Genomic DNA, 24,458 nt, shown 5'->3' on the forward strand with positions numbered 1-24,458 from the left:
TGGGGCACACCGCGCGCCCGCGCGGTGCTCGCCACGACGATCCTCGGCTCGGGCATGGCGATGCTCGACGGCACGATCGTCAACGTGGCGCTGCCCAGGATCGGCGCGGAGTTCAGCGCGTCGGTCACCGATCTGCAGTGGATCCTGAACGGGTACCTGCTCGCGCTCGCCTCGCTGATCCTGATCGCGGGGTCGCTCGGTGACCGGTTCGGGCGGCGCCGGGTCTACGTGGTCGGCGTGATCTGGTTCGGCGTCGCCTCGCTGCTCTGCGGGGCGGCGTGGAACGTGCCGGTGCTGGTGGCTGCCCGCGTGCTGCAGGGTGTCGGGGCGGCGCTGCTGACGCCGGGTGCGTTGGCGATCTTGCAGTCGTCGTTCAACCGGGAGGATCGGTCGCGGGCGATCGGCGCGTGGTCGGGGCTTTCCGGTGTCGCGACGGCGGTCGGGCCTCTCGTGGGCGGGCTGCTGGTCCAGGCCTGGTCGTGGCGGCTCGCGTTCCTGGTGAACCTGCCGGTGGCCGCTGTGTGCGTCTGGATGGCGTTGCAGTTCGTGCCTGAGTCGCGGGACGAGTCCGCCGGGCACCCCAACTACCTGTCCGCGCTGGTGGGAGCCGTGGGCCTCGCCTTGTTGACAGGTGGGATTGTTGAACAATCCTACGTTGTGACAATCCTCGGACTGCTCGCGATGGTCGCGTTCGGTGTGCTGCAAAAGCGGTCGGCCGATCCGCTGGTCCCTGTAGAATTGTTCAACAATCGAACGTTCCTACTTTCCAACGTTCTGACGTTCCTCGTCTACGCGGCCCTCGGCGGCGTGATGGTGCTGCTGGTCCTGCAGCTGCAGATCTCGCTGGGCTACTCGCCGACCGCGTCCGGCCTGGCGAGCGTGCCGATCACGATCATCATGCTGCTGGCGTCCTCGACGTCCGGCAAGTTCGCCCAGCGCTACGGCCCACGCCTGCAACTGATCGTCGGCCCGGTCCTGGTGGGCCTCGGCATGCTGCTGCTGCGCGGGGCGGTGCCAGGCGCGTCGTACGTGTTCGGCGTGCTGCCCGGCGTCCTGGTGTTCGGCATCGGCCTCGCGGTCGTGGTCGCCCCGGTGACGGCCACCGTGCTCGCCTCCGCCCCCGACCACCACGCTGGCGTCGCGTCCGGGGTCAACAACGCCGTCGCGCGCACCGGCAGCCTGCTGGCCATGGCCGTGCTGCCCGCCGCGGTCGGTCTGACGGGCGACGACTACAACAACCCCGCCGTCATGACCGACGGCTGGCAGATGGCCCTGGTGCTGTGCGCCGTCGCGGCGATCATCGGCGGCCTGCTGGCGATCGGCGTCGACAACGGCGTGCTGTCGGCGGCGCCGGAACAACACGACGCCCCGCACCCCGGCGAGTGCCTGCACTGCGGCGTGGAGGGCCCGCCGACGCACATCAGGTCCGGCAGCGAGCACGCCCATCAGTGACTTCGCGGCGGGAGAGGAACGCTGGCGGGCTCGGCTGGGCACGCTGCGGCAGGTCGTCCGCCAGGAACTGGTGTCCCGGCAGCTGACGGCTCACCTGCCGCGGTCGGCGCGCGTCCTGGACGTGGGGTGCGGTCAGGGCACCCAGGTGCTGCGGCTCGCGAGGGCCGGCCACCACGTGACCGGCCTGGACTCCTCACCGGCGTTGCTGGACGACCTCGGGCGTGCCCTCGACGCCGAGCCGGACGACGTCAGGGCGCGGGTGCGGGTGGTCCAGGACGACGCGCGGAACCTGGCTTCGTTCGCCGAGAGCTTCGACGTGGTGCTGTGCCACGGAGTCCTGATGTACTTCGCCGATCCGGAGCCGTTGCTGGACGACCTGGTCCGGCTGGTCGCACCGGACGGCGTGCTCTCGTTGCTGGTCCGCAACGGCGACGCTCTGGCGATGCGGCCGGGTCTGCGCGGCGACTGGGCCGCGGCGCGGCAGGCGTTCGAGAGCGAGTCCTACGACAACCGCATCGGCGTGACAGCCCGCGCCGACCGCCTCGACGACCTGACCGCCTCGCTGGCCGACCGGCGGATGCGGGTGCGGGCCTGGTACGGCGTGCGGGTGTTCACCGACACCGCGGCCGACGAAGCGGCGGTGCCCGGCGAACCCGAACTCCAGGCGCTGCTGGCGTGCGAGGAACGCGCCGGCGCGACCGACCCGTATCGCCGGGTGGCCGCGCTGACGCACGTGATCGCCGGTCAGGCGCCCAGCACCCGAGCGAGCAGCGCGGGATCGACGTTGCCACCCGACACGATCGCCACCCCGGATCCCAACTTCGCCTGAGCCGCAACGGAAACGGCTCCGCTGGGTTCCGCCACGAGCCGCGCGCGCCTCGCCAGATCGGCCACCGCCGCCAGGATCTCGTCCTCCGTCACGGTGATCACGTCGTCCACGAGCTTGCTGATGTGCTCCCATGTCAACGTCGACGGCTCGTCCCGCAGCGCGTCGGCAACCGTCCGGGCTCGGTCTACGGGATCCCAGCGCACCAACTCGCCTGCGCGGAGCGAGTCGGCGACGTCGGCCGCCAGCGCGGGTTCCGCGCCGATCACGCGGACGTCCGGGCGCAGCGCCTTGACCGCGGTCGCCACGCCGGAGATCAGGCCGCCACCGGACATCGGTACCACGACGGCGTCGACGGACGGCAGGTCCTCCAGGATCTCCAGGCCGATGGTGCCCTGGCCCGCGATCACGTCCGGGTGGTCGAACGGCGGGATCAGCGCCGCGCCGCGCTCGGCGACCAAGGCCTCGGCCCGCTCCACGCGTTCGGTGATGCCGACGATGAAGACCTCGGCACCCAGCGCACGGGTCGCCTCGATCTTCACCGCCGGGGTGTTGGACGGCATCACGATCGCGGCGGGCACGCCGTGCAGGCGCGCCGCGTAGGCCACGGCCTGGGCGTGGTTGCCGCTGGAGTAGGCGACGACACCGCGCGAGCGGTTTTCCAGGCGTGCCAGCGCGTTCAGCGCGCCGCGGAGCTTGAAGGCACCGATCGGCTGCAACGACTCCGGCTTGAGCCAGCAGGATCCGAACGGCAGCAACGGTGTGCGGACCACGTGCGGTGCGATCACCGTTGCGGCCGAACGGATGTCGGAGAGGGAGATCATCCGAGGATCGACGCGAACAGCGCGGGCTCGATGTTGCCGCCCGACACGACGGCGACGGTCGGGCCGGCGGGCAGCGAGCGGTTCAGGTAGGCGGCGACGGGGACCGCGCCGCTCGGCTCGGCCACGACTCGCGTGCGGCGGGCGATTTCCCTTACCGCAGAGCGGATTTCGTCCTCGGTCACAGTGATGATGTCGTCGACGTGCTCGCGGATGTGCGCGAAGGTCAGTTCGGACGGTTCGGCGCGCAGGCCGTCGGCGATGGTGCGGGCACGGTCGTGCGCGTCCCAGCGAACCAGGGAGCCCGCGGCGAACGAGGCTGCGGCGTCGGCGGCCAGTTCCGGTTCGACGCCGATGACGCGGACGTTGGGACGCAAGGACTTCACGGCCGTGGCGACGCCGGAGATCAGGCCGCCGCCGCTCACCGGTACGAGGACCGTCGCGACGTCGGGCAGGTCGGCGCAGATCTCCAGGCCGATGGTGCCCTGTCCCGCGATCACGTCCGGGTGGTCGAACGGCGGGATCAGCGTGGCGCCGCGCTCCTCGACCAGTTCGTAGGCGCGCGATTCGCGTTCGGTGATGCCGACGACGAAGACCTCGGCGCCCCATGCGAGCGTGGCGTCGATCTTCAGCTGCGGGGTGTTCGACGGGACGACGATCGCAGCGGGCATGCCCAGAAGCTTGGCGGCGTAAGCGACTGCTTGCGCGTGGTTACCGCTCGAATACGCCACGACACCACGTGCGCGATCTTCGGAAGGTATGCGCGACAACGCGTTCACGGCGCCGCGTTGCTTGAAAGCTCCGATCGGTTGCAGGCACTCGGGTTTGATCCACAGCGACGAGTCGAACGACAGCAACGGCGTGTGGACGACGTGCGGGGCGATCGCCGCGGCGGCCGCGTGAATGTCTTCGAGAGTCACCAGGCGCATGTGTTGATGATGCACGTCACCGGCGCACAACCGGTGAACTGTGCGCGACGTCCCACAAGTGTCATGGCTGAGAAGGAGAAGATCACCCCCGTCAAGCTCGTCGCGAGTGTGCTCGCCGCCGTCACCGCGGCCGTGCTGAGCCTTCGCCTCAACGTCGTCGGCACCATCATCGGCGCGGTCCTCGCGAGTGTGGTGACCACGGTGGGCGCCGTCCTCTATCAACGGTCGATGGAACGCGAGAAGCGTTGGCAGGTCATCGCGGTCGGCGGCCTGCTCGCCTTCGTGGTGACCGTCCTCACCGTCACGAGCGTTCAGCTCGTCACCGGCAAACCCACATCGGCGGATCCCGCGAAACCCACCACGAGTACGAGCACGAGCACTCACACCGAGACCCACATCGTCACGACGAGGACCGAAACGATCACCGTGACGGCCCCTCCGAGCACGTCCGGTCAGTCGCCCACCGAAAGCACCACTACGACCGGACCGTCGACGACGTCGACAGGATCCCGACAGCCGACCGACAGCTCGACGCCGCCGTCAACTGTCGACCCCATTCGGTGATCACGTCACTACATTGAGCGATAGTTAACTGTCAATTGCTACGCACCGCAGTTGATCTGTCGTGAGCTGTGACACACTTCGTCCACGGTCGAGGCGAGGCGTCATAGGTAACAGCCCTGTAACGTCACTCGAACGGGCGAAGGATTCGGTCCTGAAGAGACCGGGAGGAGGGCGGATGAGGCTCGTGGCGAGACCACTTGAGCGCGGCGCCCTCGCAAGACACGAGGAAGAGCTGGGGATTGGAGAGGTGGGGCGACCCCTGCCGCCGCCCCACCACCCGTCCCCCTAGAGCCCCCGAGAGAGGTCCCTGCAACCGATCTCTCGGGTTCCCCTGCACCCGAAAGTGAGGGAGACGTCTGATGAACCGCACGAGTGCGGCCCGTATAACCGGTGCCGTTTTGCTCGCCACCGGAGTCGTGACTGCTCTCAGCGTACCGGCGTTTGGCGCCCCTGCCGCACCAGTCGCCCCAACCGGTTCCGACACGGAGAGCTACCCGGCCGAATTGCTCCAAGCGGTCCAACGTGATTTGGGCCTGAACGCTGAGCAGGCCCGCGTCCGGTTGGCCAGTGACCAGAGGTCGAGCGAACTCGCCGAGCAGGCGAAGGCCTCGCTGGGCGACGCGTTCGGCGGAGCGTGGATCGACCAGGCGAGCGGCAAGCTGAACGTCGCCGTGACCAGGTCGGGACTCTCCGTGAGCGGTGCCGACGTCCAGGTCGTCCAGAACTCGCTCACCCAGCTCAACGGCACCAAGTCGGTGCTCGACCTCATGAGCGCTCCTGCCGCGATCACCAGCTGGCGTGTGGACGAGAAGTCCAACAGCGTCGTGATCGAGGTCGACAAGAGCAGCCGGGACGCCGCGGCGGAGCAGTTCATCGCCACCGCGAAGTCCATCGGCTCGGCCGTCACGGTCGAAGAGGTGACCGAGAGCCCGACCCCGCTGTACGACCTGCGCGGCGGTGACGCCATCTACATGGGCGGCGGCCGCTGCTCGCTCGGCTTCTCCGTCCAGGGCGGCTTCGTGACCGCCGGCCACTGCGGTACCGCCGGCACGGCCGTCTCCGGCTACAACCGCGTCGCGGCCGGCACCTTCGCCGCCTCGACGTTCCCCGGCAACGACTACTCGTGGGTTCGCACCAACGCGAACTGGACCCCGCGGCCGTGGGTCAACCGCTACGGCGGCGCCAACGTGATCGTCAAGGGCTCCTCCGAGGCCGCTGTCGGCGCGCAGATCTGCCGCTCGGGCTCGACCACCGGCTGGCACTGCGGCAGCGTCCAGGCCAAGAACCAGACGGTGAACTACCCGCAGGGCACCGTGCGCGGCCTGACCCGCACCAACGTCTGCGCGGAGCCCGGCGACTCCGGAGGCTCGTGGGTGGCGGGCTCCGGCTGGGGCCAGGCCCAGGGTGTGACGTCCGGCGGTTCCGGCAACTGCTCCTCCGGCGGCACGACGTACTTCCAGCCGGTCAACCCGATCCTGTCGCGCTACGGCCTGCGCCTGGTGACGGGCTGATAGTCGCCTAACTGAACTGCACGGATCGTTTCGAGAGCCCGTACCAGAAGCCTTCGACGCTGGTACGGGCTTTCTCGTCGCTCGCCGCGCCGAGAGCCACGAACAGCGGTGCGAAGTGCTCGGTCCGCGGGTGTGCGATCCCGGCGGCCGGAGCCTTCTGCTGGAAGTCCAGCAACGCGTCCACGTCGCCGGCGGCCAGCTGCTGGTGCGCCCAGTCGTCGAACTCCCTCGACCACGACGGCGGCTCGTAGTCCGTGCCCTGGTCGAAGCGCACGCAGCTCAGGTTGTGCGTCATGAACCCGCTGCCGACGATCAGGACGTTCTGGTCCCGCAACGGCGCGAGCTTGCGGCCGATCTCGTGCAGCTCGCGCGGGTCGAGAGTGGGCATCGACAGCTGCAGCACCGGCACGTCGGCCTCGGGGAACATCTCCTTCAACGGCACGTAGGCGCCGTGGTCGAGGCCGCGCTCGGCGTCCTGCTCGACGTGCCCGCCGAGGAGCTTGCGGACGTCGTCGGCGAGCTCGGGCGCACCCGGCGCCTCGTACGTGACCTCGTAGTACCGCTGCGGGAAACCCCAGAAGTCGTAGACCAGCGGCACGGTCGTCGTCGCGCCGATCGTCGTCGGCGCCTCCTCCCAGTGCGCGGAGACCATGAGCACGGCCTCCGGGCGCGGGAGGGTGGCGGACCAGTCCTTCAGCTCGCTGGTCCACGTCTCGTCGTCAGCCAGCGGGGGTGCCCCGTGGCTCAGGTACAGCACAGGTGCGCTCACGTCATCGAGCGTACGCCGGTTTGTTCAAATTTCAACGACTAAGTTCGGTTTTGAACAACTCGGCCGCCTTGCGCGGGTCCTCGGCCTCGGTGATGGCCCGCACGACGACGACTCGCGTCGCTCCCGCGGCCTTGACCTCGTGGAGGTTCTCCAAGTCGATGCCGCCGATCGCGAACCACGGCCGCCGCATGCCCCTGGTGGACCGCACGAGGTCGAGACCCGGCGCGGCACGTCCGGGCTTGGTCGGCGTCGGCCAGCACGGGCCGGCGCAGAAGTAGTCCACGCCGTGCTGGGTCGCCGCGGCCCGCATCTGGTCGATGTCGTGCGTGGAGCGGCCGATCACGGGGTGCTCGCCGATGATGTGGCGCGCGCATGAGACCGGCAGGTCGTCCTGGCCGAGGTGCAGCACGTCCGCCCGCACCGCGTACGCGATGTCCGCTCGGTCGTTGACGGCGAGGAGCTTGCCGTGGCTGTCGCAGGCCTCGGCGAGGATCTCCAGCGCCGCGATCTCCTGCTTCGCCTCGAGTGACTTGTCCCGCAACTGGATGATGTCGACGCCGCCCGCGAGGGCCGCGTCCGCGAACTCGGCCAGATCAGGCCGGTTCGGCGTGCAGAGGTAGAGCGTCGCGTCGGCGAGTCGTTGCCTGATCAGGTTTCCGTCGAGTCCTGGCACGCTCGCACGGTAACCGTTATGTTGGTGTCGGTCCGCACGGGAGCCTGGAGATCACCGGGCTGAGAGGGAGCGTGGTTCGCTCCGACCGTCGAACCTGATCCGGGTCATGCCGGCGCAGGGAGCGTGAATGCCTTGAGCAGTGTGCAAGTGGCCGTCGTGGGTGGCGGCGTCATCGGCCTGTCCGTGGCGTGGGCCGCGGCACGTGCCGGGTTCTCGGTGTCGGTGCACGATCTCGGATCGCCGCACGCCGGGTCGCGGGTGGCGGGCGGCATGCTCGCCCCGGTGGCTGAGGCGTGGCACGGCGAGGAAACCGTTACGGCGCAAGGCGTCGAGGCGTTGTCGCGGTGGCCGGACTTCGCTGCGGCGCTCGGTGTTGAATTGTTCAACAAAGGGACGATCACCGTCGGGACGTCACCCGGCGATCTGGCTGACCTGCGTAGAATCGTCGGATTGTTCAACAATTCCGAGGTAGAATTGTTGAACAATCGAGCGATCCGCCAACTCGAGCCCTCGCTCGGCCCGGCGGTGCGCGGCGGGATGTTCGTCCCTGGCGACCTGGCGGTGGACAACCGCCAACTGCTTTCCGCACTGCGAAAGGCTTGCGTCGAAGCAGGTGTGACCTTCGACTCCACTGTGGACGGTCGGGTCGTGGTGATCGCCGCCGGAGCGTGGAGCGGCTCGCTGCACCCCGCGCTCAAAGACGTGATCCGCCCGGTGAAGGGCGAAATTCTCCGCCTCTCGTGGCGCCCCGGCACGTTGCCGCCGCCGACGCACACGATTCGCGGCTCGGTGTCCGGGCGGTCCGTGTACCTGGTGCCGCGAAAGGACGGTGTCGTCGTCGGCGCCACCCAGTACGAGGCGGGGTTCGACACCGACGTGACCGTCGCCGGCGTGCGCGACCTGTTGCGGGACGCGGAAACCGTGCTGCCGGGCATCGCCGAGTACGCGCTCACCGAAGCCGCGGTCGGGTTCCGCGCGGGCAGCCCCGACAACGTACCGGTCGTGCGCTGGCTCGAACCCGGCGTGATCGCCGCGACCGGTCACCACCGCAACGGACTCCTGCTCGCCCCGCACACCGCTGCGCTCGTGGTCGAGCTGCTCAAGGGAGGAAGTTCGTGAAGGTACAGGTCAACGGCACTGCGCGGGACTTGGCCGACGGCACGTCGGTGGCAGCCGTGGTGTCGCTCGTAGGGGCACCTGACAGGGGCGTGGCCGTCGCGCTGGACGGCGCGGTGGTGCCGAAGGCGTTGTGGGACTCGACGATCGTGCCGGACGGCGGCGTGGTCGAGGTGCTGACCGCGGTCCAGGGAGGCTGACGTGGACGACCCGTTGATCATCGCGGGCCGGGAGTTCCGGTCCAGGCTCATCACCGGCACCGGCGGTGCCGCGAACCTCTCGGTGCTGGAGCGGGCTCTGGTGGCCTCCGGCACCGAGCTGACCACCGTGGCCATGCGCCGCGTCGACTCGGCGGGCCAGACCGGCGTGCTGGAGTTGTTGCGGCGCCTTGGAATCGAGGTCCTGCCGAACACCGCGGGCTGCCGCACGTCCGCGGAGGCCGTGCTGACCGCGCAGCTCGCACGGGAGGCGCTGGAGACGAACTGGGTCAAGCTCGAGGTCGTCCACGACGAGGAGACCCTGTTGCCGGACCCGGTCGAACTGCTCGACGCGGCCGAGCGCCTGGTCGACGACGGCTTCGTCGTCCTGCCCTACACCAACGACGATCCGGTGCTGGCCCGCAAGCTGGAGGACATCGGCTGCGCCACCGTGATGCCGCTGGGTTCGCCGATCGGTACGGGCCTCGGCATCCGCAACCCGCACAACATCGAGCTGATCACGTCCAGGGCTTCGGTGCCGGTGGTGCTCGACGCGGGCATCGGCACCGCGTCCGATGCCGCGCTCGCCATGGAATTGGGCTGCTCAGCAGTGCTCCTCGCCACAGCCGTGACGCGCGCCCAGGACCCGGAACGGATGGGCGCGGCCATGCGTTGTGCGGTCGAGGGCGGACGACTCGCGCGTCTGGCGGGGAGAATTCCACAGCGCTTTTGGGCCCAAGCGTCTTCGCCGGGTCTCTGAGTCGCTACCTTGGGTACTCACGTGTTGGGGGATGATTGAGAATTACCTGAAATCCGCCGAGGAGGACGACTAGCCGTGACGGCCCCCATTGACGCCGAGGTCGAGGACGCGACCGCGCGTCTGTACCTGGCGATCGGCCGACTGGCCCGGTTGCTGCGACGCACCGGTTCCCCCGGACTCGGCCCCGGCGCGGTCTCCGCGCTCGCCACGCTCGCGCGGTGCGGCCCCATGCGCCTCGGCGACCTGGCGACCAAGGAAGGCGTGGCGCCCCCGACGCTGTCCCGCATCGTCGCGGCCCTGGTGGAGGCCGGGTACGTGAAGCGGGAGCCCGACCCGCAGGACGGCCGCGCCTGGCTCGCCACCCCCACGCCCGAGGGCGAGACGATGGTCTCCGGTGTGCGGTCCGCGCGGGTGCGTGAGCTGCAGCGGCGGATCGAACAGCTCACGCCAGAGCATGTGGCGGCGCTCGTGAACGCGTTGGACGCGCTGGAGACCCTGGTCGGCGAAGAGTCCAAGTAGCCCTGGATGAACCAGGACGAGCACTGGGCGGAGCACTTTCGCGCGCAGGGCCATCCCGCCGTCGTCCTCCTCGGACGTGGCATGGAGGGCGTCGTCCACGACCTGGGCGACGGACTGGTCGGCAAGGTCTGGTTCCAGCGCGCGCCTGCTGATCTCAAGCTGACACAGGAGTTCCAGCAGGAGCTGTTCGCCCAGCACCTGCCGTACGAGACGCCGCTCATCCTCCAGGTCGACGAGGTGGACGGGCACGCGGTGACGCTCGAACGCCGGTTGCCCGGCACGCCGCTGTCGGTCCTGGTGCAGGACGAACGGATTCCCCGCGCGGCGGCGTACGAGGCCGCACTGGCGGCGGTGACCGGGCTCGCCACGACACAGGCCGGTCCAGCGGCGCGGGCACTGGCCGTGCTGGACGAGACCACGCCGTTGTGGGCGGGACACGAGCGCTGGACCGAAACCCTGGCGGCGCTGGTCCGGCGGCGGGCCGCCGCTCACTCCGAGGTGCTGCGCGCAAGGATCACGGACTTCGACGAAAAGCTGCTGCGGGTGCGTCGTCTGCTGGAACGGGTGCCACCGAGTCCCGACCGGATCCTGCACGGTGACCTCGTCCCGGCGAACATCCTGGTGGACGACGAGTTCCGGGTGACGGCCGTGATCGACTGGAGCTTCCTCACCACGGCGGGCGACCACGCCTTCGAAGCGTCTGTCACCGCCGGCATCTTCGACATGTACGGCCCTGGCGCCCGTGTTTCCGACGACGCGCTGACGGCCGTGCTGGTGGAACAGCACGGCCACCCGCTCGCCCGCATGCTGCTCTACCGGGCGGCCTACGCGATCGCGACGGCCAACGCCTTCAGCTCGGACGGGGCGGACGGCCACTTCGCCTGGTGCGCCGCCGTGCTCGAACGCGAAGACGTCGTCGAGACCCTGTTCTCGGCGAACCCGGATCTCTGAGGCGCTGACGGTCAGGCTGCTCGGCCCTGGGACCACCGACCTGAGGGCGAACTACGCCGGTTACCTGTCGAGCCTCCAGAAGGGCGACACCGGTCCGACGCCTGCGCCCAGCGGGTAGGCGGCGGCGACCGAGCGAACGATGAAGTCCTTGCCGAACCGCACGGCCTCCGGCACCGACGCACCGCGCGCGAGAGCCGAGCTGATCGACGACGCGAGCGTGTCGCCGCTGCCGTGCGTGTGCTTGACGTCGTAGCGCGGGCCTGGCAGTTCGATGAACTCCCTGCCGTTGTAGAGCAGGTCCAGGCATTCCGGGTCGTCCCACATGTGGCCGCCCTTCACGAGCACCCACTCCGGGCCCATGGCGTGCAGGGCTTGCGCCGCCACGCGCTGGTCGTCGCGGTCCTTCACGGTGACCCCGGTGATCAGCCGCACCTCGTCGAGGTTCGGCGTCACCAGGGTGGCGCGCGGGAAGAGCAGGCCCCGCAACCCCTCCAGCGCCGAGTCGGCCAGCAGCTGGTCGCCGTGCATCGACGCCGACACGGGGTCGACGACGAATGGCGTACGGCCACCGCGACCGATCCCGACGCGGTCCAGCGCGGGCGTGATGGCCTCGATGATCCGGGCCGATGCCAGCATGCCGGTCTTCGCGGCCTGCAGGCCGATGTCCTCGGCCACCGAGATGATCTGCGCCGCAACGGTTTCCGCCGGGATCTCGGCGACTCCCGTGACGCCGAGCGAGTTCTGGACCGTCACGGCGGTCAGCGCGACGCAGCCGTGCACTCCGCACGCGAAGAGCGTGCGGAGGTCGGCCTGGATGCCCGCACCACCGCCGGAATCGCTTCCGGCGATGGTGAGGACCCGTGGAGGTGTTGCCGTCACGTCGTTTCCACCACTGGCAGGTAGACCTTGTTGCCGTGGTCGGTGAACTCGTCCGACTTCTCGGCCATGCCGGCCTCGATCGCCTCCACAGTGGACAGTCCGCGTTCCTCGGCGTAGCGCCGCACGTCCTGCGTGATCTTCATGGAGCAGAACTTCGGCCCGCACATCGAGCAGAAGTGCGCCGTCTTCGCCGGTTCCGCGGGGAGCGTCTCGTCGTGGAACGAGCGCGCGGTGTCCGGGTCGAGCGACAGGTTGAACTGGTCCTCCCAGCGGAACTCGAAGCGCGCCTTGGACAGCGCGTCGTCCCAGTCCTGGGCGCCGGGGTGGCCCTTGGCTAGGTCCGCGGAGTGCGCCGCGATCTTGTACGTGATCACGCCGGTCTTCACGTCGTCGCGGTTCGGCAGGCCGAGGTGCTCCTTCGGCGTGACGTAGCAGAGCATCGCGGTGCCGAGCCAGCCGATCTGCGCCGCGCCGATCGCGGACGTGATGTGGTCGTACGCCGGCGCGATGTCCGTCGCCAGCGGCCCGAGGGTGTAGAACGGCGCCTCGCCGCACCACTCCTCTTCGAGCCGGACGTTCTCGGCGATCTTGTGCATCGGCACGTGGCCGGGGCCCTCGATCATGACCTGGACGTCCTTCGCCCGCGCGATGTGCGTGAGCTCGCCCAGCGTGCGCAGCTCCGCGAACTGCGCCTCGTCGTTGGCGTCCGCGATGGAACCCGGCCGCAGCCCGTCGCCCAGCGAGAACGTCACGTCGTACGTGCGCAGGATGTCGCAGAGCTCCTCGAAGTGCGTGTAGAGGAAGCTCTCCTTGTGGTGCGCGAGGCACCACGCGGCCATGATCGACCCACCGCGCGAGACGATGCCGGTGACCCGTCGAGCGGTGAGCGGCACGTACCGCAGCAGCACGCCCGCGTGCACGGTCATGTAGTCGACACCCTGCTCGCACTGCTCGATCACGGTGTCGCGGTAGACCTCCCACGACAGCTTCGCCGGATCGCCGTTGACCTTCTCCAGAGCCTGGTAGATCGGCACGGTGCCCACCGGAACGGGCGAGTTGCGCAGGATCCACTCGCGTGTCTCGTGGATGCGCTTGCCGGTGGACAGGTCCATGATCGTGTCGGCACCCCAGCGGGTCGCCCACACCATCTTCTCGACCTCGTCCTCGATCGACGACGACACCGCGGAGTTGCCGATGTTGGCGTTGATCTTCACGAGGAACTTCTTGCCGATGATCATCGGCTCGGCCTCGGGGTGCTTGCGGTTCAACGGGATCACCGCACGCCCGATGGCCACCTCGTTGCGCACGAACTCCGCGTCGAGGTTCTCCCGCGTCGCGATGTAGCGCATCTCCGGGGTGATGATCCCGGCCTTCGCGTACGCGAGCTGGCTGACAGCTCCGTTGATCGGTTCCCGTGCGGCGATCCACCCCGACCTGAGGTCGGGAAGTCCATTGTGGACGTCGATGGTCGCGTTGTCGTCGGTATACGGACCGGAAGTGTCGTAGAGATCGACATGCTCGCCGTTGGTCAGCTCCACCCTGCGGTAGGGCACCCGGATGTCAGAAGAGACTTCGCGGTACACCTTGCGCGAGCCCGAGATCGGGCCGGTGGTCACACTGGGCTTCACCGAACGGTCGTCAAGTGCCGTCACGACATTCCTCCCTACGCCGGCATTACCCGGTCAGGTTCAGGCGGTCGGTGACACCGGCGTAGCAGCCAGTCACCCTCTCAGCCCGCTCAGGCGCGAGCTCCCGCGTTCTTGTTGAGTTGTCGAGACCCGACCATAGTCAGCGCGCGCCACAGCTGCCAAGGCCGCCCTTTGCCCCTAATCTCTCTCCCGTGGCGGATCATCAGCCGTTCCCGCCCGGCGCGCGTCGCGGTCAACGTCCCGCCGTGGTCTCGGCATGCCCGTCTTGCGGAGAACTCGCAGGTCGCGGCTATCCCGACTGCGGATTCTGCGCCGAGCTGCTCGACCAGTTCTGGCTCGCGGACTGGGAGGCCCTGCGGACGTCGTCCCAGCTGGCGGACCGCGAGCTGGCCGAGCTGGTGGTCTCCTCCGACCTCGGCGAGTACCCGTGGACGTGCGTCGACTGGGCGATGACCCTGCTCGCGTGCTCCCGCTGCGGTGCCGAACTGGGCACCGGGCCGGTCGAGTGCGTGCGGTGCGCCGTCACGGAGGAGCGCCGGTGGAACTGGGACCACTTGGCGCACCCGTACACGATGAGCGCGAACGAGCACCTTCTACGAGTCGCGCGCGCGGCCATGCGCGCACCTCACCGGCGCCGGCCCGCGGTCGTGCAGGCCTGGCAGCTGGTGCTGCCGTTCCTCATCGCCGGTGAGGTGATCGAGTCCGGCCGCCTCGACCGCATTCGCGCGCACGTGCTGGCCGGTGGCTACGAGTCGATGGCCGCGTGCCACACCTTCGCCGAGCTGGCCGGGTTGCCCGAGCTGTTCTGGCGCCGGGGCGACCCGATCTCAACGCGGGTCGAGTACCAGCCGGATTCCGAGCGCCAGCAGCACGCCGCCCGACAGCTTCTCGAGCGCAGGTCGAACCCGCGGGCGGCTCAGCCAGCCGCGGATGGTGTGCAGGATCGACACGATGATCAGGTACCAGACGGTGTCGATCAGGACCCACCCGATGGCGAGGAAGAGCAGAACCCGCTGGCCGGCCTCCCCAGCAGGCACGAACTGCGGTAGGAACGAGATCGCGAACACGCCGAGCTTCGGGTTGGCGAGGTTCACGATCAGCCCGCTGCGGAACGCGTGACTGGCCGGTGGCGGCTCCGCGCTCGGCAGGCTCTTGCTGAGCAGCGCCTTGACGCCCAGGTAGATCAGGAACACCGCGCCGATGATCCGCAACGCGTGATAGGCGATCTCCGACGCCGTGAGCAGCACCGACAGGCCCAGAGCTGCGGCGATGGCCCAGCACGCGACGCCGACCTCCATGCCGAACACCGTCGCCAGCGCGGCTTTTCGCCCGTGCACCGACTGTCGCAGGACCATGGCCGTGCCAGGTCCGGGCGACAGCGCGATGAGGAACGAGGCCGCGACGAAGGCGACGATGTTTTCCAGAGGCATGTCCTTGATGGTCGCTGACCGGAGCAACTTCTTTCTTGACCTGGAGCGCGCTCCAGGATGTTCGCTGTTGCCCATGACGGATCTGGGCAAGATGGGTTTCGGCACGTGGGCCATGGGTGGACCGTTCTCGGACCCGGACGGGGAGCCGGTCGGCTGGGGACCGGCTGATGACGCGGAGTCGACCAAGGCGTTGCAGCGGGCGTTCGAGCTGGGCGTGACGCTGTTCGACACCGCGGACGTCTACGGCTGCGGGCACGCCGAAACGGTGGTCGGGCAAGCGTTTGCGTCGGTGCGTGACGAGGTGCTGATCGCGACCAAGTGGGGTTGCGGGTTCGACACCGCCACACGCCGGATGACGGGGAACGAGGGATCGGTCGCCTACTTGCGCCGCGCCGTCGAGGGGTCGCTGCGACGCCTGGGGACCGACCGGATCGACCTCTACCAGCTGCACATCGGCGACCTGCCGCTCGACGACGCCGCGCTGCTGCGCGACGAGTGCGAGGCGCTGGTCGCCGCGGGCAAGATCCGCGCCTACGGGTGGAGCACCGACGACGTGGAGCGGGCGCGGTTCTTCGCGGCGGGTGAGCACGGGATCGCGGCGCAGGCCGACATCAACGTGCTGTTCGACAACCCGGAGATGTACGCGGGGGACTACGCGGTGCTGTGCCGTCGTCCGCTGGCGATGGGGCTGCTGGCACGGGAGACGTTCGACGTGCTGCCGGCCGACGACGTGCGGGTCACGAACCCGTCGTGGCTGCGGTTCTTCGTCGACGGCAAGCCCTCACCGGAGTACTTCCGGGCGCGCGAGGCCGTGCGGGACGTGCTGACGTCGGGTGGGCGCACGCTGGTGCAGGGCGCGCTGGCGTGGTTCTGGGCGCGCTCTCCCCGCCTGATCCCGATTCCGGGCGTCCGGACGGTGGCCCAGGTCGAGGAGAACGCGGGTGCGCTGGAGTTCGGGCCGCTCACCGCTGAGGAGCTGGCGCAGGTCGAGTCCGTGCTGCGGCCTTAGTCCTCGTCGTCGACGAAGTTCTCGGGGTCGGCCGGGTCCCACGACAGGCCCGGCTTGCCCCACTCGTTGTCGCGCAGCATCCGCTTCGACTCCTTCTTGTACCGGCCGACGAGGCGGTCGATGTAGAGGTAGCCGTTGAGGTGGTCGGTCTCGTGCTGCAGACAACGCGCGAAGAAGCCCGTGCCCTCGACCTCGAACGGCTGCCCGTCGACGTCCTGGCCGGTCACCTTCGCCCATTGGGCGCGTCCAGTCGGGTACGCCTCGCCGGGCACGCTGAGGCAGCCCTCGAAGTCGTCGTCCGGATCCGGCATGGTCTCGGGGATCTCGGACGTCTCCAGCACGGGGTTGCAGATCACGCCGCGGTGCTGGTTGCCCTCGTCGTCCGGGCAGTCGTACACGAAAACCCGCAGGTCGACACCGATCTGGTTGGCCGCGAGCCCGACTCCGCGAGCAGCCGCCATCGTCTCGAACATGTCGTCGACGAGCGTCTTCAACTCGGTGTCGAACTCGGTGACCTCGCGCGTGGGGTTGTGGAGCACGGGGTCGCCAACGATGCAGATGCGGTGCACGGCCATGGTCAGACCTTAAGCGGTCCAAAACTGTCGGTGTCGCGCGGTAGGTTGGAACGATCACGTGATTGAATTGCCCGCACCTGAGATGGTGTGGCGACCGTGGGGAGCCAGATGGATCACGCCGAGGCGCTTGCTACCACTGACGGCCTGACCAGCCGCGAACGCACGATGCTCGCGTTCGAGAAGCAGTGGTGGAAGTACTCGGGATCCAAGGAACAGGCCATCAGGGAACTGTTCGACATGTCGGCCACCCGCTACTACCAGCTGCTCAACGGCCTGATCGAGAAGGAAGCCGCACTGGCTGCCGACCCGATGCTGGTCAAGCGGTTGCGCGGCGTGCGGACAGGCCGCGCCAGGGTTCGTGCACGCGCCAGGAGCACCGAGGACTGATGACCTCCCCCGAGTCCGCAAGCCCGTCCCGTCCGGCCAAGGCTGCCGGTTTCGCCCTGCTGGGTGTCGCCGCGGTGGCCCTGATCATCGGCGTTGTCAGCCTGTTCGGTGGTGAATCCGACACGCCGCCGGTCGCAGGGGGGAGTTCTACCCAGCCTCCGGCGCAGACGACCTCCGAGTCGGCTGCCGCGCCCACCACCACGGCCTCGCCGTCGGCTCCCGCGGCCACCACGACAGTGCCGCCTACCTCTTCTGCCGCTACGCCGCCGCCACCTGTCACGCAGCCTGGAGCCGCGAAGGTTCCTGTGCGGGTCTACAACAACTCGACGATCACCGGGCTGGCTGGGAAGGCTTCTGACGAAGTTCGAGCCAACGGGTGGACCGTCGCCGATACCGGCAACTACTCGCAGGGAACCATTCCGACCACGACCGTGTATTACCGGCCCGGTACGGATGAAGAGGCTTCTGCCAAGGAGTTGGGTGCTGTGTTGCGGGCTCGGGTCGAGCCTCGGTTTGACGGAATTCAGTCGGCTCCGGCTGGAATCATCTTGATCGTCACCAATGACTATCAGGGTGTTTCCAAGAACAAGTAAGGCGGCACTGCGAGGACACCACGCTGAGGCCGGCGCGACACGGCGGCGGGAAGATCGTCTCCCGGGACGACCCGAGCCGTTTGCTCTGACTCAGCGGGTGGCTGCGTAGGCCGCCAGGGATGCCAGCTGTGCCGGGTCCAGGGAGGGACGGACCACCTCGCGGGCCTTTGCCAGGTGGGCCTGCGTCACCTCGGCTGCGTCCAGGGATTCCCGCATTGCTGTCAGCGCTGCTTCCCTCACCAGGGCTGCGCAGTCTGCCGCCGAGTACATGGTCAGCTCGGCTGCCAGCGTGGAGAGGTTCACGTCTGGGGCCAGAGGTGTGTTGCGGGAGGCCGCTTTCAGGATTTCCGTGCGGGCTGCGGTGTCGGGTGGCGGGACGTAGACGAGGCGTTCCAGGCGGCCTGGTCGGAGCAGTGCGGGGTCGATCAGTTCTGGGCGGTTTGTGGCGGCGATGACCACCACGTCTCGGAGTGGTTCTACACCGTCCAGTTCGGTCAGGAGGGTGGCTACCACTCGGTCGGCCACGCCCGCGTCGGAGGACTGGCCTCGGCGTGGGGCCAGCGCGTCCACCTCGTCGAGGAAGATCAGGGAGGGGGCGGCGTCGGAGGCGCGGCGGAAGAGTTCGCGGACTGCGCGTTCGGATTCGCCCACGAACTTGTCCATCAGTTCTGCGCCCTTGACGGTCAGGACGTTCAGTTGGCCGGTGCCTGCGAGGGCGCGGACCAGGAAGGTCTTGCCGCAGCCCGGTGGGCCGTAGAGCAGGACGCCTCGTGGGGGTTGCACGCCCAGACGGGCGAAGGAGTCCGGGTAGCGGAGGGGCCAGAGGGCCGCTTCGGTCAGGGACTGTTTGACCTCGGTCATGTCGCCCACGTCGTCGAGGGTCAGGCCTCCTGTTTGGACGGTGTCGGAGGCGGACATCGAGATCGGGCGGACGGTGCCCAGTGCGGCGAGCAGATCTTCTTGGCCCACACGGGGTTCTGCGACGTCACGTTGGCGCAGGGCCGCTCGCACGGCTGCCTCGCGGCGCAGTGCGCACAGGTCTGCCGCCACGAACCCCGGGGTGCGTTGTGCGACGGTGCCGAAGTCCACATCGGACTCCAGGGGGACGTCGCGCAGCAGTACTCGCAGCAGTTCGGTGCGGGTTGCCGTGTCCGGGAGAGGGAGTGTGAGCTCGCGGTCCACCAGGTCTGGGGCGCGTAGGCGTGCGTCCACGGACTCCGCGCGGGCTGAGGTGACGACCAGGGCCAGGTTCGGGCGGGAGACGGCGGTGCGCAGGATGTCGAGCACGACCGTTGCCACCGGAGGTGGAGTTGAGGGCAGCAGGGCGTCGATGTCGGTGAGCAGCAGGACGGTGGGTCGGTCGGGCACGGTGGCGATCGCGTCGCCCAGTTGCTTGGCCATCGCGCCCGGTTCGAGAACCGAGATGCTCGGGGCGGACAGTTCGACGAGGGCGGCGTCGACGGAACTGGCCACGGCACGCACCAGGGTGGCCTTGCCCACGCCTTCCGGGCCGCTGACCATCGCGGCCAGCCGTGCGGAGGCGCCGAGCTTCGTGAGCAGCTCGGGCTGGCGGAACATCAGTTCCAGCCACTCGGTCAGGCGGCGGGCCTGCTCCTTCTGCCCGACCAGGTCCGCGACCGGCAGGGATTCGTGCTTTTCCTGCACCACAACCGGAGTGACCTCCGCGGCAGGAGCCGTTGCCGAACGCCAGCCCACGACACTCGACGGCTGCACGGCCACGGGCCCCGCAGGGTCGGTGGAGGTGATGGTGATGAGCTCGTTGGTCCACGTCATGCCGATGGCGTTGGACAGCTTCTGGCGGGTCTCCGAGACGTTCGCGCCGGGTGGGGGCGCCAGGTCCTGGGGGAGCAGCGAGACATTGTCGCCGACCGTCAACACCTTGCCGGTCAACGCCATGCGGACGTGGTCAGGCGTCAGCGCCGTGCTGGCCAGGCGGGACCCGGCGACGGTGATCGAGCGCGCGGCCATGACCTCCACCGGGGCCACGACGATCTCGGAACCCTCGACCACGCCCAGGTTGGTCAGGGTCACGTCGTCGACGAGGACCACACCCGGCGGTTGTTCGCCCGCGGCGGCAAGGGCGGCGCTCACGCGGGCGCCGGTCAGTTTCACGGCGTCCCAGGCGCGCAGGCCCAAGGCGTCGAGCACCTCGCGGTGGAGGCGGACGACGCCGCGACGGGTGTCCAGTGCGGACGGGGACAGGCGAGCCGTCAGCGTGATCACCCCGACGACTCTAGTGCGGTGGTCGCGCCGCGGGGCGGCGCAACCGACCTCGTCAGGACTTGTGGTGCCGGCGGAGGCCCAACTGGCGCCACGAACGGCGGCGGCCACCGGCTGCCGGGACCGCGCCCTCGGCGGCGGCCGCGGTCGACGCGTCACGGCGAGGCCTGCGCACCGCGCGCATGGCGGCACCGGCGACGCGGCCGTGCAGCGGCTGGCGCAGGCCGAGGCGACGGGCGGCTACGCCGTGGGCCCGCTTGATCGCCCGGCGTTCGACGCCCGTCACGGTCCAGGCCTCGGGGTGCTTCGACAGCCACATGTACCGGCGCACCGCATACGGCAGGTGGGCCAGGTACACGACCATCGCGATGATCAGCGCCACCAGCGGGAACGTGATGATCGCGGCGGCCAGCAGGCCGATCAGGACCAGCAGAGGCGCGACCGCGCGCGGCGGCACCTTCACCGTCTTCACGGACAGCGTCGGGATGCGCGACACCAGCAGCATCGCGACCACGACCGTCCACACGCCGACGACGATCGGGTCGTTCCACCAGCCGTCGCTGCGCACCTGCTCCTCGATGATCAGGGGCAGCAGCAGCAACAACCCGCCCGCCGGAGCGGGGACGCCGACGAAGAACTCCTTCGCGAACGGCGGCTGTTCCTTCTCCAGCAACGTGTTGAAGCGGGCCAGGCGTACCACCATGCAGACCGCGAAGATCAGCGCGATGACCCAGCCCGCGCGGCTGCCCTCGAACTTCCACAGGTAGATCGCGAGGGCGGGGGCCACGCCGAAGGAGATCGCGTCGGCCAGCGAGTCGAGCTCAGCGCCCATCTTCGACGTCGCGTCCAGCAGGCGGGCGATGCGGCCGTCCAGACCGTCGAAGACAGCGGCGGCGGCGATCGAGGCGATGGCCGCTCCCCACATGCCGACGTTCGCGAAGTGCACGGCGGACAGGCCCGCGCACATCGCCAGGACCGTGATCGCGTTCGGCAGGAGGCGAACGCCGGGCCCGCTGGGAGCCATCAGGCCTCCGGAAGCTCAGCGAGGACGGTCTCCCCACCGATGGTGCGCTGACCTGCCTCGACGAGGACGCGGCTGCCGCGCGGCACGTAGAGGTCCACGCGCGAGCCGAAGCGGATCAGGCCGTAGGTCTGGCCCGCGGTGACCTTCTCTCCCTCGGCGACCTCGCACACGATGCGGCGCGCGACCAGCCCGGCGATCTGCACGACGACGAGGTCGTGGCCGTTGACGGTGCGCAGCCAGACGGTGTTGCGCTCGTTCTCCTCGGAGGCCTTGTCGAGGTCGGCCGACAGGAACTTGCCGGGGTGGTACGAGACCTGCACGACCTCGCCGTCCGCGGGCACGCGCTGCACGTGCACGTCGAAGACCGAGAGGAACACGCTGACGCGCGTCATCGGCTGGTCGCCGAGACCGAGCTCGGCCGGCGGAACGGCGTCGACCACGTGCGAGACGGTGCCGTCGGCCGGGGCGACCGCGATGTTCGGACGCGTCGGCGTCACGCGCTTCGGCTCGCGGAAGAACCACGCCACCCACGCCGTGACCAGGCCGAGGACGACGCCCAGCCGCTTGAAGCGCAGCCGGACGAGGAGGGTCGCGATCGCCGCGCCGGCGACGAACGGGCGTCCTGCCGGGTGCATCGGCGGCACCATGCCGCGCGCGAGTTCGAGGAAGTGGGAGACGGGCTTCTCGCTGCTCATCGTGTCTGGGGGTTCCGTAGCTTCCGTGAGTTGTCGGGCGGCATCACGCTACGCCAACACACCAAACCGCCCAGCAGGACTGTCGCGAACAACAAGTAGCCGGTCGGCCCGTACATCCCCCGACGAATGCACGCACCGACCGGCACCTGCAGCCAGTGTAATCCCCGTCACATGGCGTGAACAACGCCCGTCGGTGAGCGTTCCGTCACAGTCCGTCGACGCCGATGGCCTGCAAACGAAGCCGCACGTCAGCGACGCGGTTAGCGTCACGGACGGCGGGTGCGACGAGATCGTCCGGATAGACCGCAGCTCCGTCGGGCAGGCGGAGCACGAACATTCCTCCCCAGTTGAGTTCCAGCGTCGCGCGGTTAGCGGTGACGAGCTGGTCAGCCACCGCGCAGGCGAGGAGTTCCGTCACGGTGTCGACGGCGGCCTCGTGCACCTGCTCCGGAGTGAGCGAACCGTCGACGGGCCTGCCGGTCAGCCGGTGCAGCTCGCCGCGTTCGAGGCAGGTCAGCACGGCGGCGAGAGTCTCGCCGACCTTGCTCACCCTGCCCGCGTGCCGCAGCGCGTCGGCGTAGCGGCGGACCAGCACGGGACCGGTCAGCGGCGCGAGCTCCTCCCACGTGATCGGCGGGCCCGCGACCTCGATCAGTTCCGCGACCGCTTCAGGTGGCGTGCTTTCGAGCAGCGTCCACGACGGCCGTTCGTCGAGGCTCACGGCGGAAGGGGAGGTCAGCAGGGCCATCGCGGCCACGCGCTCACGCACCGGCGGGTGGCTGTCGAACACCGACGTCGGCTCCTGCTCGGCCAGCACGGGCTCCAGCTCGCGCAGCTCGTGCATCCGCCGCGGATGGTCCAGGTAGTGGCGGAAGCCCTCGACCAACGGCGGGGTGCGCCCCGCCATGACCGCGAGCGCGACGTACCAGCGCAGGTAGTCGTTCCACGCCTCGCCGACCGGGCCGATCCGCAGCAACGCCCGCCGCGCCGCCTCCTGGCCGGCCGCCGCCACCGCCACCTCGTCGGCGAACCGCTCGTGCTCGCGGCTCTCCGAGGCCGCGACCAGCGCGTACAGCTTCGCCCACCCGTACAGCAGCCGCATGAAGTCGCCCTCGCGCACGGCCAGCTCCAGGGCGACCTTCGCGCGGAACGTCACCGCGGACACCTGCGTGTGCCCGCCGCCGTAGTGGCCGAGCTCGTGCGCGAGAACCGACCGCAGCTCGCCGATCGACAACCCGGCCACCAGCGGCAGGCCCAGCTGGAGGTAGCGGGTGCCGCGGCGTTCCCACACGCTCGCGTTCGCCTCAGGCACCAGCCGCACGTCGTCGGGGCTGCGGGTGCCCGCGAGCGCCGCCACCTCGTCGACGTGCCGCCACAGCTCCGGATGCGTCGCACGGGTCATCGGCACCCCGCTCGGCGCGGGCCTCGCGAAGAACGCGCGCAGCACGGCCCACAGCATCGGCACGGCGACGCTCGTCGCGAAGAACGCCATCCAGCCGCCGCCCTGGAAGTCGCCGATCCGGAACCGCCAGACCGAGACCACGACCAGGAACGCCGTCAGCGCCGCGCCGAGCACGAAGAACCCGGCGAGCATCACCAGCGCGAGTACGGCTCGCATCCCCCCAGTCCGCCCTTCTACTGCAGGTATCTGACGGTGACCTCGGAGCCCGCCGCCAGCTCCGTCACGTCCTCCGGCACCTCGATCAGGCAGTTCGACAGCGCGAGCGCCGACAGCAGGTGCGATCCCGGACCGCCGACCGGCGTCACGACCTGACCGGACGACGGGTCGTACAGGCCGCGCCGGAACTGCGTCTTACCCGCTGGAGACGTCAGCGGGCTCGACACGGTTGCCCGCGCGGTCGGCCGTTCGACCTGAACGTGCCCCATCGACGCGAGCAGCGCGGGCCGGACGAAGACCTCGAACGACACCTGCGCGCTCACCGGGTTGCCCGGCAGCGTCAGCACCGGCAGGCCCTCGTAGGTGCCAGAGCCCTGCGGCCCGCCCGGCTGCATCGCGACCTTCGTGAACCGCACGTCGTGGCTCACCAGGGCGTCCTTGACCACCTCGTACGCGCCCGCGCTGACCCCGCCGGACGTCACGATCACGTCCACCGAGCCGAGGTACGGCGCCAGCGCGCGGTGGAAGGCCTCCACGTCGTCCGGCACGAACCGCAGCTGCACGGCGACGCCTCCCGCCTCCCGCACGGAAGAGGCGAGCATCATGCCGTTCGACTCGTAGATCTGGCCGGGCTGCAGCGGCTGACCGGGCTCGACCAGCTCGGAGCCCGTGGAGAGGATCAGCACCCGCGGGCGGCGGCGCACCGGCAGCCGGGCGAGCCCGAGCGCGGACGCGAGACCCAGCTGGGCCGGGCGCAGGACGGTGCCCGCGACCAGCACCGGGTCGCCCTTCTGCACGTCGTCGCCAGCGACGCGGATGTTCGTGCCCCGCGCGACGGACGCGTTGATCGTCACGGTCTCGGTGCCGCCGTCGGTCAGCTCGACCTGGATCACCGCGTCCGCACCCGGAGGCACCGGGGCGCCGGTCATGATCCGCTGGACGGTGCCGGGCTCCAGGGCGTTGAGCTGCGTGCGGCCGGCTGGGATGTCGTCGGCGACGGGGAGCGTGACCGGGATCGTCCCGGCGAGGTCGGCGGCGCGGACCGCGTACCCGTCCATCGCGGAGTTGTCGAACGGTGGCAGGGAAACCGGGGCGATGACGTCGGCGGCGAGCACGAGCCCGAGGCACTCGTCGAGCGGGAGCTGCAGCACGGGCATCAGCCCGACGAGCTCCGCGACGCGCTGGCGGTGTTCGGCGACAGTGGTGGGGGACACGACTGCATACTGCCAAGACCGGGTGATCGTGACGATCGCCTGGAACCAGTTCATCC

General features: G+C 69.6%; 25 protein-coding genes and 2 riboswitches. Of the genes, 12 read left to right on the forward strand and 13 right to left on the reverse strand.

Going from position 1 to position 24,458, the window contains the following annotated elements:
• Positions 1-54 precede the first annotated feature (54 nt).
• Both JOD27_RS09325 and JOD27_RS09330 read left to right on the forward strand, forming a co-directional pair.
• The gene (locus JOD27_RS09325; RefSeq protein WP_239566847.1) at positions 55-1,452 is read left to right on the forward strand and encodes an MFS transporter; all 1,398 of its coding nucleotides are present in this window, start codon (positions 55-57) and stop codon (positions 1,450-1,452) included.
• A gap of 70 nt (positions 1,453-1,522) precedes the next feature.
• Positions 1,523-2,281 (forward strand): class I SAM-dependent methyltransferase, encoded by a 759-nt coding sequence (locus JOD27_RS09330; RefSeq protein WP_307830026.1) that lies wholly within the window; start codon positions 1,523-1,525, stop codon positions 2,279-2,281.
• Here the strand turns inward: JOD27_RS09330 and JOD27_RS09335 are convergent.
• Both JOD27_RS09335 and JOD27_RS09340 read right to left on the reverse strand, forming a co-directional pair.
• Complete coding sequence (locus tag JOD27_RS09335; RefSeq protein WP_204761713.1) at positions 2,197-3,102, reverse strand: threonine ammonia-lyase; 906 nt, start codon at positions 3,100-3,102, stop codon at positions 2,197-2,199. The genes JOD27_RS09330 and JOD27_RS09335 overlap by 85 nt on opposite strands.
• Entirely contained in the window at positions 3,099-4,028 is a 930-nt protein-coding gene (locus tag JOD27_RS09340) for a threonine ammonia-lyase (protein WP_204761714.1), read from the reverse strand. Before JOD27_RS09340 ends, JOD27_RS09335 begins: the two co-directional genes overlap by 4 nt.
• 63 nt (positions 4,029-4,091) lie before the next feature.
• Here JOD27_RS09340 and JOD27_RS09345 point away from each other — a divergent pair, with 63 nt between their 5' ends.
• Positions 4,092-4,592 (forward strand): hypothetical protein, encoded by a 501-nt coding sequence (locus JOD27_RS09345; protein ID WP_204761715.1) that lies wholly within the window; start codon positions 4,092-4,094, stop codon positions 4,590-4,592.
• A gap of 359 nt (positions 4,593-4,951) precedes the next feature.
• The gene (locus JOD27_RS09350) at positions 4,952-6,103 is read left to right on the forward strand and encodes a S1 family peptidase (protein ID WP_204761716.1); all 1,152 of its coding nucleotides are present in this window, start codon (positions 4,952-4,954) and stop codon (positions 6,101-6,103) included.
• A gap of 7 nt (positions 6,104-6,110) precedes the next feature.
• On the opposite strand, the gene JOD27_RS09355 is transcribed toward JOD27_RS09350, so the two are convergent.
• Positions 6,111-6,872, reverse strand: coding sequence for a dioxygenase family protein (locus tag JOD27_RS09355; protein ID WP_204761717.1), 762 nt, complete (start codon positions 6,870-6,872; stop codon positions 6,111-6,113).
• Positions 6,873-6,903: 31 nt separating this feature from the next.
• Positions 6,904-7,545, reverse strand: coding sequence for a thiamine phosphate synthase (gene thiE, locus JOD27_RS09360; RefSeq protein WP_204761718.1), 642 nt, complete (start codon positions 7,543-7,545; stop codon positions 6,904-6,906).
• Positions 7,546-7,571: 26 nt separating this feature from the next.
• A riboswitch (TPP riboswitch) is annotated at positions 7,572-7,683 on the forward strand.
• A gap of 3 nt (positions 7,684-7,686) precedes the next feature.
• Between thiE and thiO the strand changes: the two genes are divergently transcribed.
• The 5 genes from thiO to JOD27_RS09385 all read left to right on the forward strand — a co-directional run bounded on the left by thiO (position 7,687) and on the right by JOD27_RS09385 (position 11,088).
• Positions 7,687-8,664 (forward strand): glycine oxidase ThiO, encoded by a 978-nt coding sequence (gene thiO, locus JOD27_RS09365; protein WP_307830070.1) that lies wholly within the window; start codon positions 7,687-7,689, stop codon positions 8,662-8,664.
• The gene (gene thiS, locus JOD27_RS09370) at positions 8,661-8,861 is read left to right on the forward strand and encodes a sulfur carrier protein ThiS (RefSeq protein WP_204761720.1); all 201 of its coding nucleotides are present in this window, start codon (positions 8,661-8,663) and stop codon (positions 8,859-8,861) included. Before thiO ends, thiS begins: the two co-directional genes overlap by 4 nt.
• A 1-nt stretch (position 8,862) precedes the next feature.
• Complete coding sequence (locus tag JOD27_RS09375; protein WP_204761721.1) at positions 8,863-9,618, forward strand: thiazole synthase; 756 nt, start codon at positions 8,863-8,865, stop codon at positions 9,616-9,618.
• A 75-nt stretch (positions 9,619-9,693) separates the two neighbouring features.
• A complete protein-coding gene (locus JOD27_RS09380) occupies positions 9,694-10,137 on the forward strand; it encodes a MarR family winged helix-turn-helix transcriptional regulator (RefSeq protein ID WP_307830028.1) in 444 nt (147 codons plus the stop codon).
• A gap of 6 nt (positions 10,138-10,143) precedes the next feature.
• Positions 10,144-11,088, forward strand: coding sequence for a phosphotransferase family protein (locus JOD27_RS09385; protein ID WP_204761722.1), 945 nt, complete (start codon positions 10,144-10,146; stop codon positions 11,086-11,088).
• A gap of 60 nt (positions 11,089-11,148) precedes the next feature.
• Here JOD27_RS09385 and thiD read toward each other — a convergent pair whose 3' ends face one another.
• From thiD to JOD27_RS09400, 3 genes are all read right to left on the reverse strand, one after another.
• On the reverse strand, positions 11,149-11,967 hold the full coding sequence (gene thiD, locus JOD27_RS09390; protein ID WP_204761723.1) for a bifunctional hydroxymethylpyrimidine kinase/phosphomethylpyrimidine kinase: 819 nt from the start codon (positions 11,965-11,967) through the stop codon (positions 11,149-11,151).
• Positions 11,964-13,619, reverse strand: a complete 1,656-nt coding sequence (gene thiC, locus JOD27_RS09395) for a phosphomethylpyrimidine synthase ThiC (RefSeq protein WP_204761724.1) — start codon at positions 13,617-13,619, stop codon at positions 11,964-11,966. The genes thiD and thiC overlap by 4 nt, the downstream gene beginning before the upstream one ends.
• A riboswitch (TPP riboswitch) is annotated at positions 13,611-13,733 on the reverse strand. (Overlaps the previous gene by 9 nt.)
• A 710-nt stretch (positions 13,734-14,443) precedes the next feature.
• Positions 14,444-15,046 (reverse strand): LysE family translocator, encoded by a 603-nt coding sequence (locus JOD27_RS09400; RefSeq protein WP_204761725.1) that lies wholly within the window; start codon positions 15,044-15,046, stop codon positions 14,444-14,446.
• 73 nt (positions 15,047-15,119) lie between these two features.
• Here JOD27_RS09400 and JOD27_RS09405 point away from each other — a divergent pair, with 73 nt between their 5' ends.
• The gene (locus JOD27_RS09405; protein ID WP_204761726.1) at positions 15,120-16,055 is read left to right on the forward strand and encodes an aldo/keto reductase; all 936 of its coding nucleotides are present in this window, start codon (positions 15,120-15,122) and stop codon (positions 16,053-16,055) included.
• Here the strand turns inward: JOD27_RS09405 and JOD27_RS09410 are convergent.
• The gene (locus tag JOD27_RS09410; RefSeq protein WP_204761727.1) at positions 16,052-16,630 is read right to left on the reverse strand and encodes a peptide deformylase; all 579 of its coding nucleotides are present in this window, start codon (positions 16,628-16,630) and stop codon (positions 16,052-16,054) included. The genes JOD27_RS09405 and JOD27_RS09410 overlap by 4 nt on opposite strands.
• Positions 16,631-16,738: 108 nt before the next feature.
• Here JOD27_RS09410 and JOD27_RS09415 point away from each other — a divergent pair, with 108 nt between their 5' ends.
• Both JOD27_RS09415 and JOD27_RS09420 read left to right on the forward strand, forming a co-directional pair.
• Positions 16,739-17,017, forward strand: coding sequence for a DUF3263 domain-containing protein (locus tag JOD27_RS09415; protein ID WP_204762050.1), 279 nt, complete (start codon positions 16,739-16,741; stop codon positions 17,015-17,017).
• A complete protein-coding gene (locus tag JOD27_RS09420; RefSeq protein WP_204761728.1) occupies positions 17,017-17,610 on the forward strand; it encodes a LytR C-terminal domain-containing protein in 594 nt (197 codons plus the stop codon). The genes JOD27_RS09415 and JOD27_RS09420 overlap by 1 nt, the downstream gene beginning before the upstream one ends.
• A 90-nt stretch (positions 17,611-17,700) precedes the next feature.
• Here JOD27_RS09420 and JOD27_RS09425 read toward each other — a convergent pair whose 3' ends face one another.
• From JOD27_RS09425 to moeA, 5 genes are all read right to left on the reverse strand, one after another.
• Positions 17,701-19,854 (reverse strand): AAA family ATPase, encoded by a 2,154-nt coding sequence (locus JOD27_RS09425; RefSeq protein WP_204761729.1) that lies wholly within the window; start codon positions 19,852-19,854, stop codon positions 17,701-17,703.
• Between the two features lie 52 nt (positions 19,855-19,906).
• On the reverse strand, positions 19,907-20,875 hold the full coding sequence (gene pssA, locus JOD27_RS09430) for a CDP-diacylglycerol--serine O-phosphatidyltransferase (protein WP_204761730.1): 969 nt from the start codon (positions 20,873-20,875) through the stop codon (positions 19,907-19,909).
• A complete protein-coding gene (locus JOD27_RS09435; RefSeq protein WP_204761731.1) occupies positions 20,875-21,570 on the reverse strand; it encodes a phosphatidylserine decarboxylase in 696 nt (231 codons plus the stop codon). The genes pssA and JOD27_RS09435 overlap by 1 nt, the downstream gene beginning before the upstream one ends.
• Before the next feature lie 205 nt (positions 21,571-21,775).
• Positions 21,776-23,188: a M48 family metallopeptidase gene (locus JOD27_RS09440; RefSeq protein ID WP_204761732.1), complete on the reverse strand. Its 1,413-nt coding sequence runs from the start codon at positions 23,186-23,188 to the stop codon at positions 21,776-21,778.
• A gap of 17 nt (positions 23,189-23,205) precedes the next feature.
• The gene (gene moeA, locus JOD27_RS09445) at positions 23,206-24,402 is read right to left on the reverse strand and encodes a molybdopterin molybdotransferase MoeA (protein WP_307830029.1); all 1,197 of its coding nucleotides are present in this window, start codon (positions 24,400-24,402) and stop codon (positions 23,206-23,208) included.
• Between the last annotated feature and the right edge of the window lie 56 nt (positions 24,403-24,458).

Source organism: Lentzea nigeriaca (genome assembly GCF_016907955.1).
Lineage (GTDB): Bacteria > Actinomycetota > Actinomycetes > Mycobacteriales > Pseudonocardiaceae > Lentzea > Lentzea nigeriaca.

Bases quoted from the DNA above. Each gene is read 5' to 3' on its own strand.
- JOD27_RS09325 (WP_239566847.1), top strand. From the start codon at position 55: ATGGCGATGCTCGACGGCACGATCGTCAACGTGGCGCTGCCCAGGATC.
- JOD27_RS09335 (WP_204761713.1), bottom strand. From the start codon at position 3,102: ATGATCTCCCTCTCCGACATCCGTTCGGCCGCAACGGTGATCGCACCG.
- JOD27_RS09340 (WP_204761714.1), bottom strand. From the start codon at position 4,028: ATGCGCCTGGTGACTCTCGAAGACATTCACGCGGCCGCCGCGGCGATC.
- JOD27_RS09345 (WP_204761715.1), top strand. From the start codon at position 4,092: ATGGCTGAGAAGGAGAAGATCACCCCCGTCAAGCTCGTCGCGAGTGTG.
- JOD27_RS09350 (WP_204761716.1), top strand. From the start codon at position 4,952: ATGAACCGCACGAGTGCGGCCCGTATAACCGGTGCCGTTTTGCTCGCC.
- JOD27_RS09385 (WP_204761722.1), top strand. From the start codon at position 10,144: ATGAACCAGGACGAGCACTGGGCGGAGCACTTTCGCGCGCAGGGCCAT.
- JOD27_RS09400 (WP_204761725.1), bottom strand. From the start codon at position 15,046: ATGCCTCTGGAAAACATCGTCGCCTTCGTCGCGGCCTCGTTCCTCATC.
- JOD27_RS09405 (WP_204761726.1), top strand. From the start codon at position 15,120: ATGACGGATCTGGGCAAGATGGGTTTCGGCACGTGGGCCATGGGTGGA.
- JOD27_RS09410 (WP_204761727.1), bottom strand. From the start codon at position 16,630: ATGGCCGTGCACCGCATCTGCATCGTTGGCGACCCCGTGCTCCACAAC.
- JOD27_RS09415 (WP_204762050.1), top strand. From the start codon at position 16,739: ATGGATCACGCCGAGGCGCTTGCTACCACTGACGGCCTGACCAGCCGC.
- JOD27_RS09420 (WP_204761728.1), top strand. From the start codon at position 17,017: ATGACCTCCCCCGAGTCCGCAAGCCCGTCCCGTCCGGCCAAGGCTGCC.
- pssA (WP_204761730.1), bottom strand. From the start codon at position 20,875: ATGGCTCCCAGCGGGCCCGGCGTTCGCCTCCTGCCGAACGCGATCACG.
- JOD27_RS09435 (WP_204761731.1), bottom strand. From the start codon at position 21,570: ATGAGCAGCGAGAAGCCCGTCTCCCACTTCCTCGAACTCGCGCGCGGC.
- JOD27_RS09440 (WP_204761732.1), bottom strand. From the start codon at position 23,188: ATGCGAGCCGTACTCGCGCTGGTGATGCTCGCCGGGTTCTTCGTGCTC.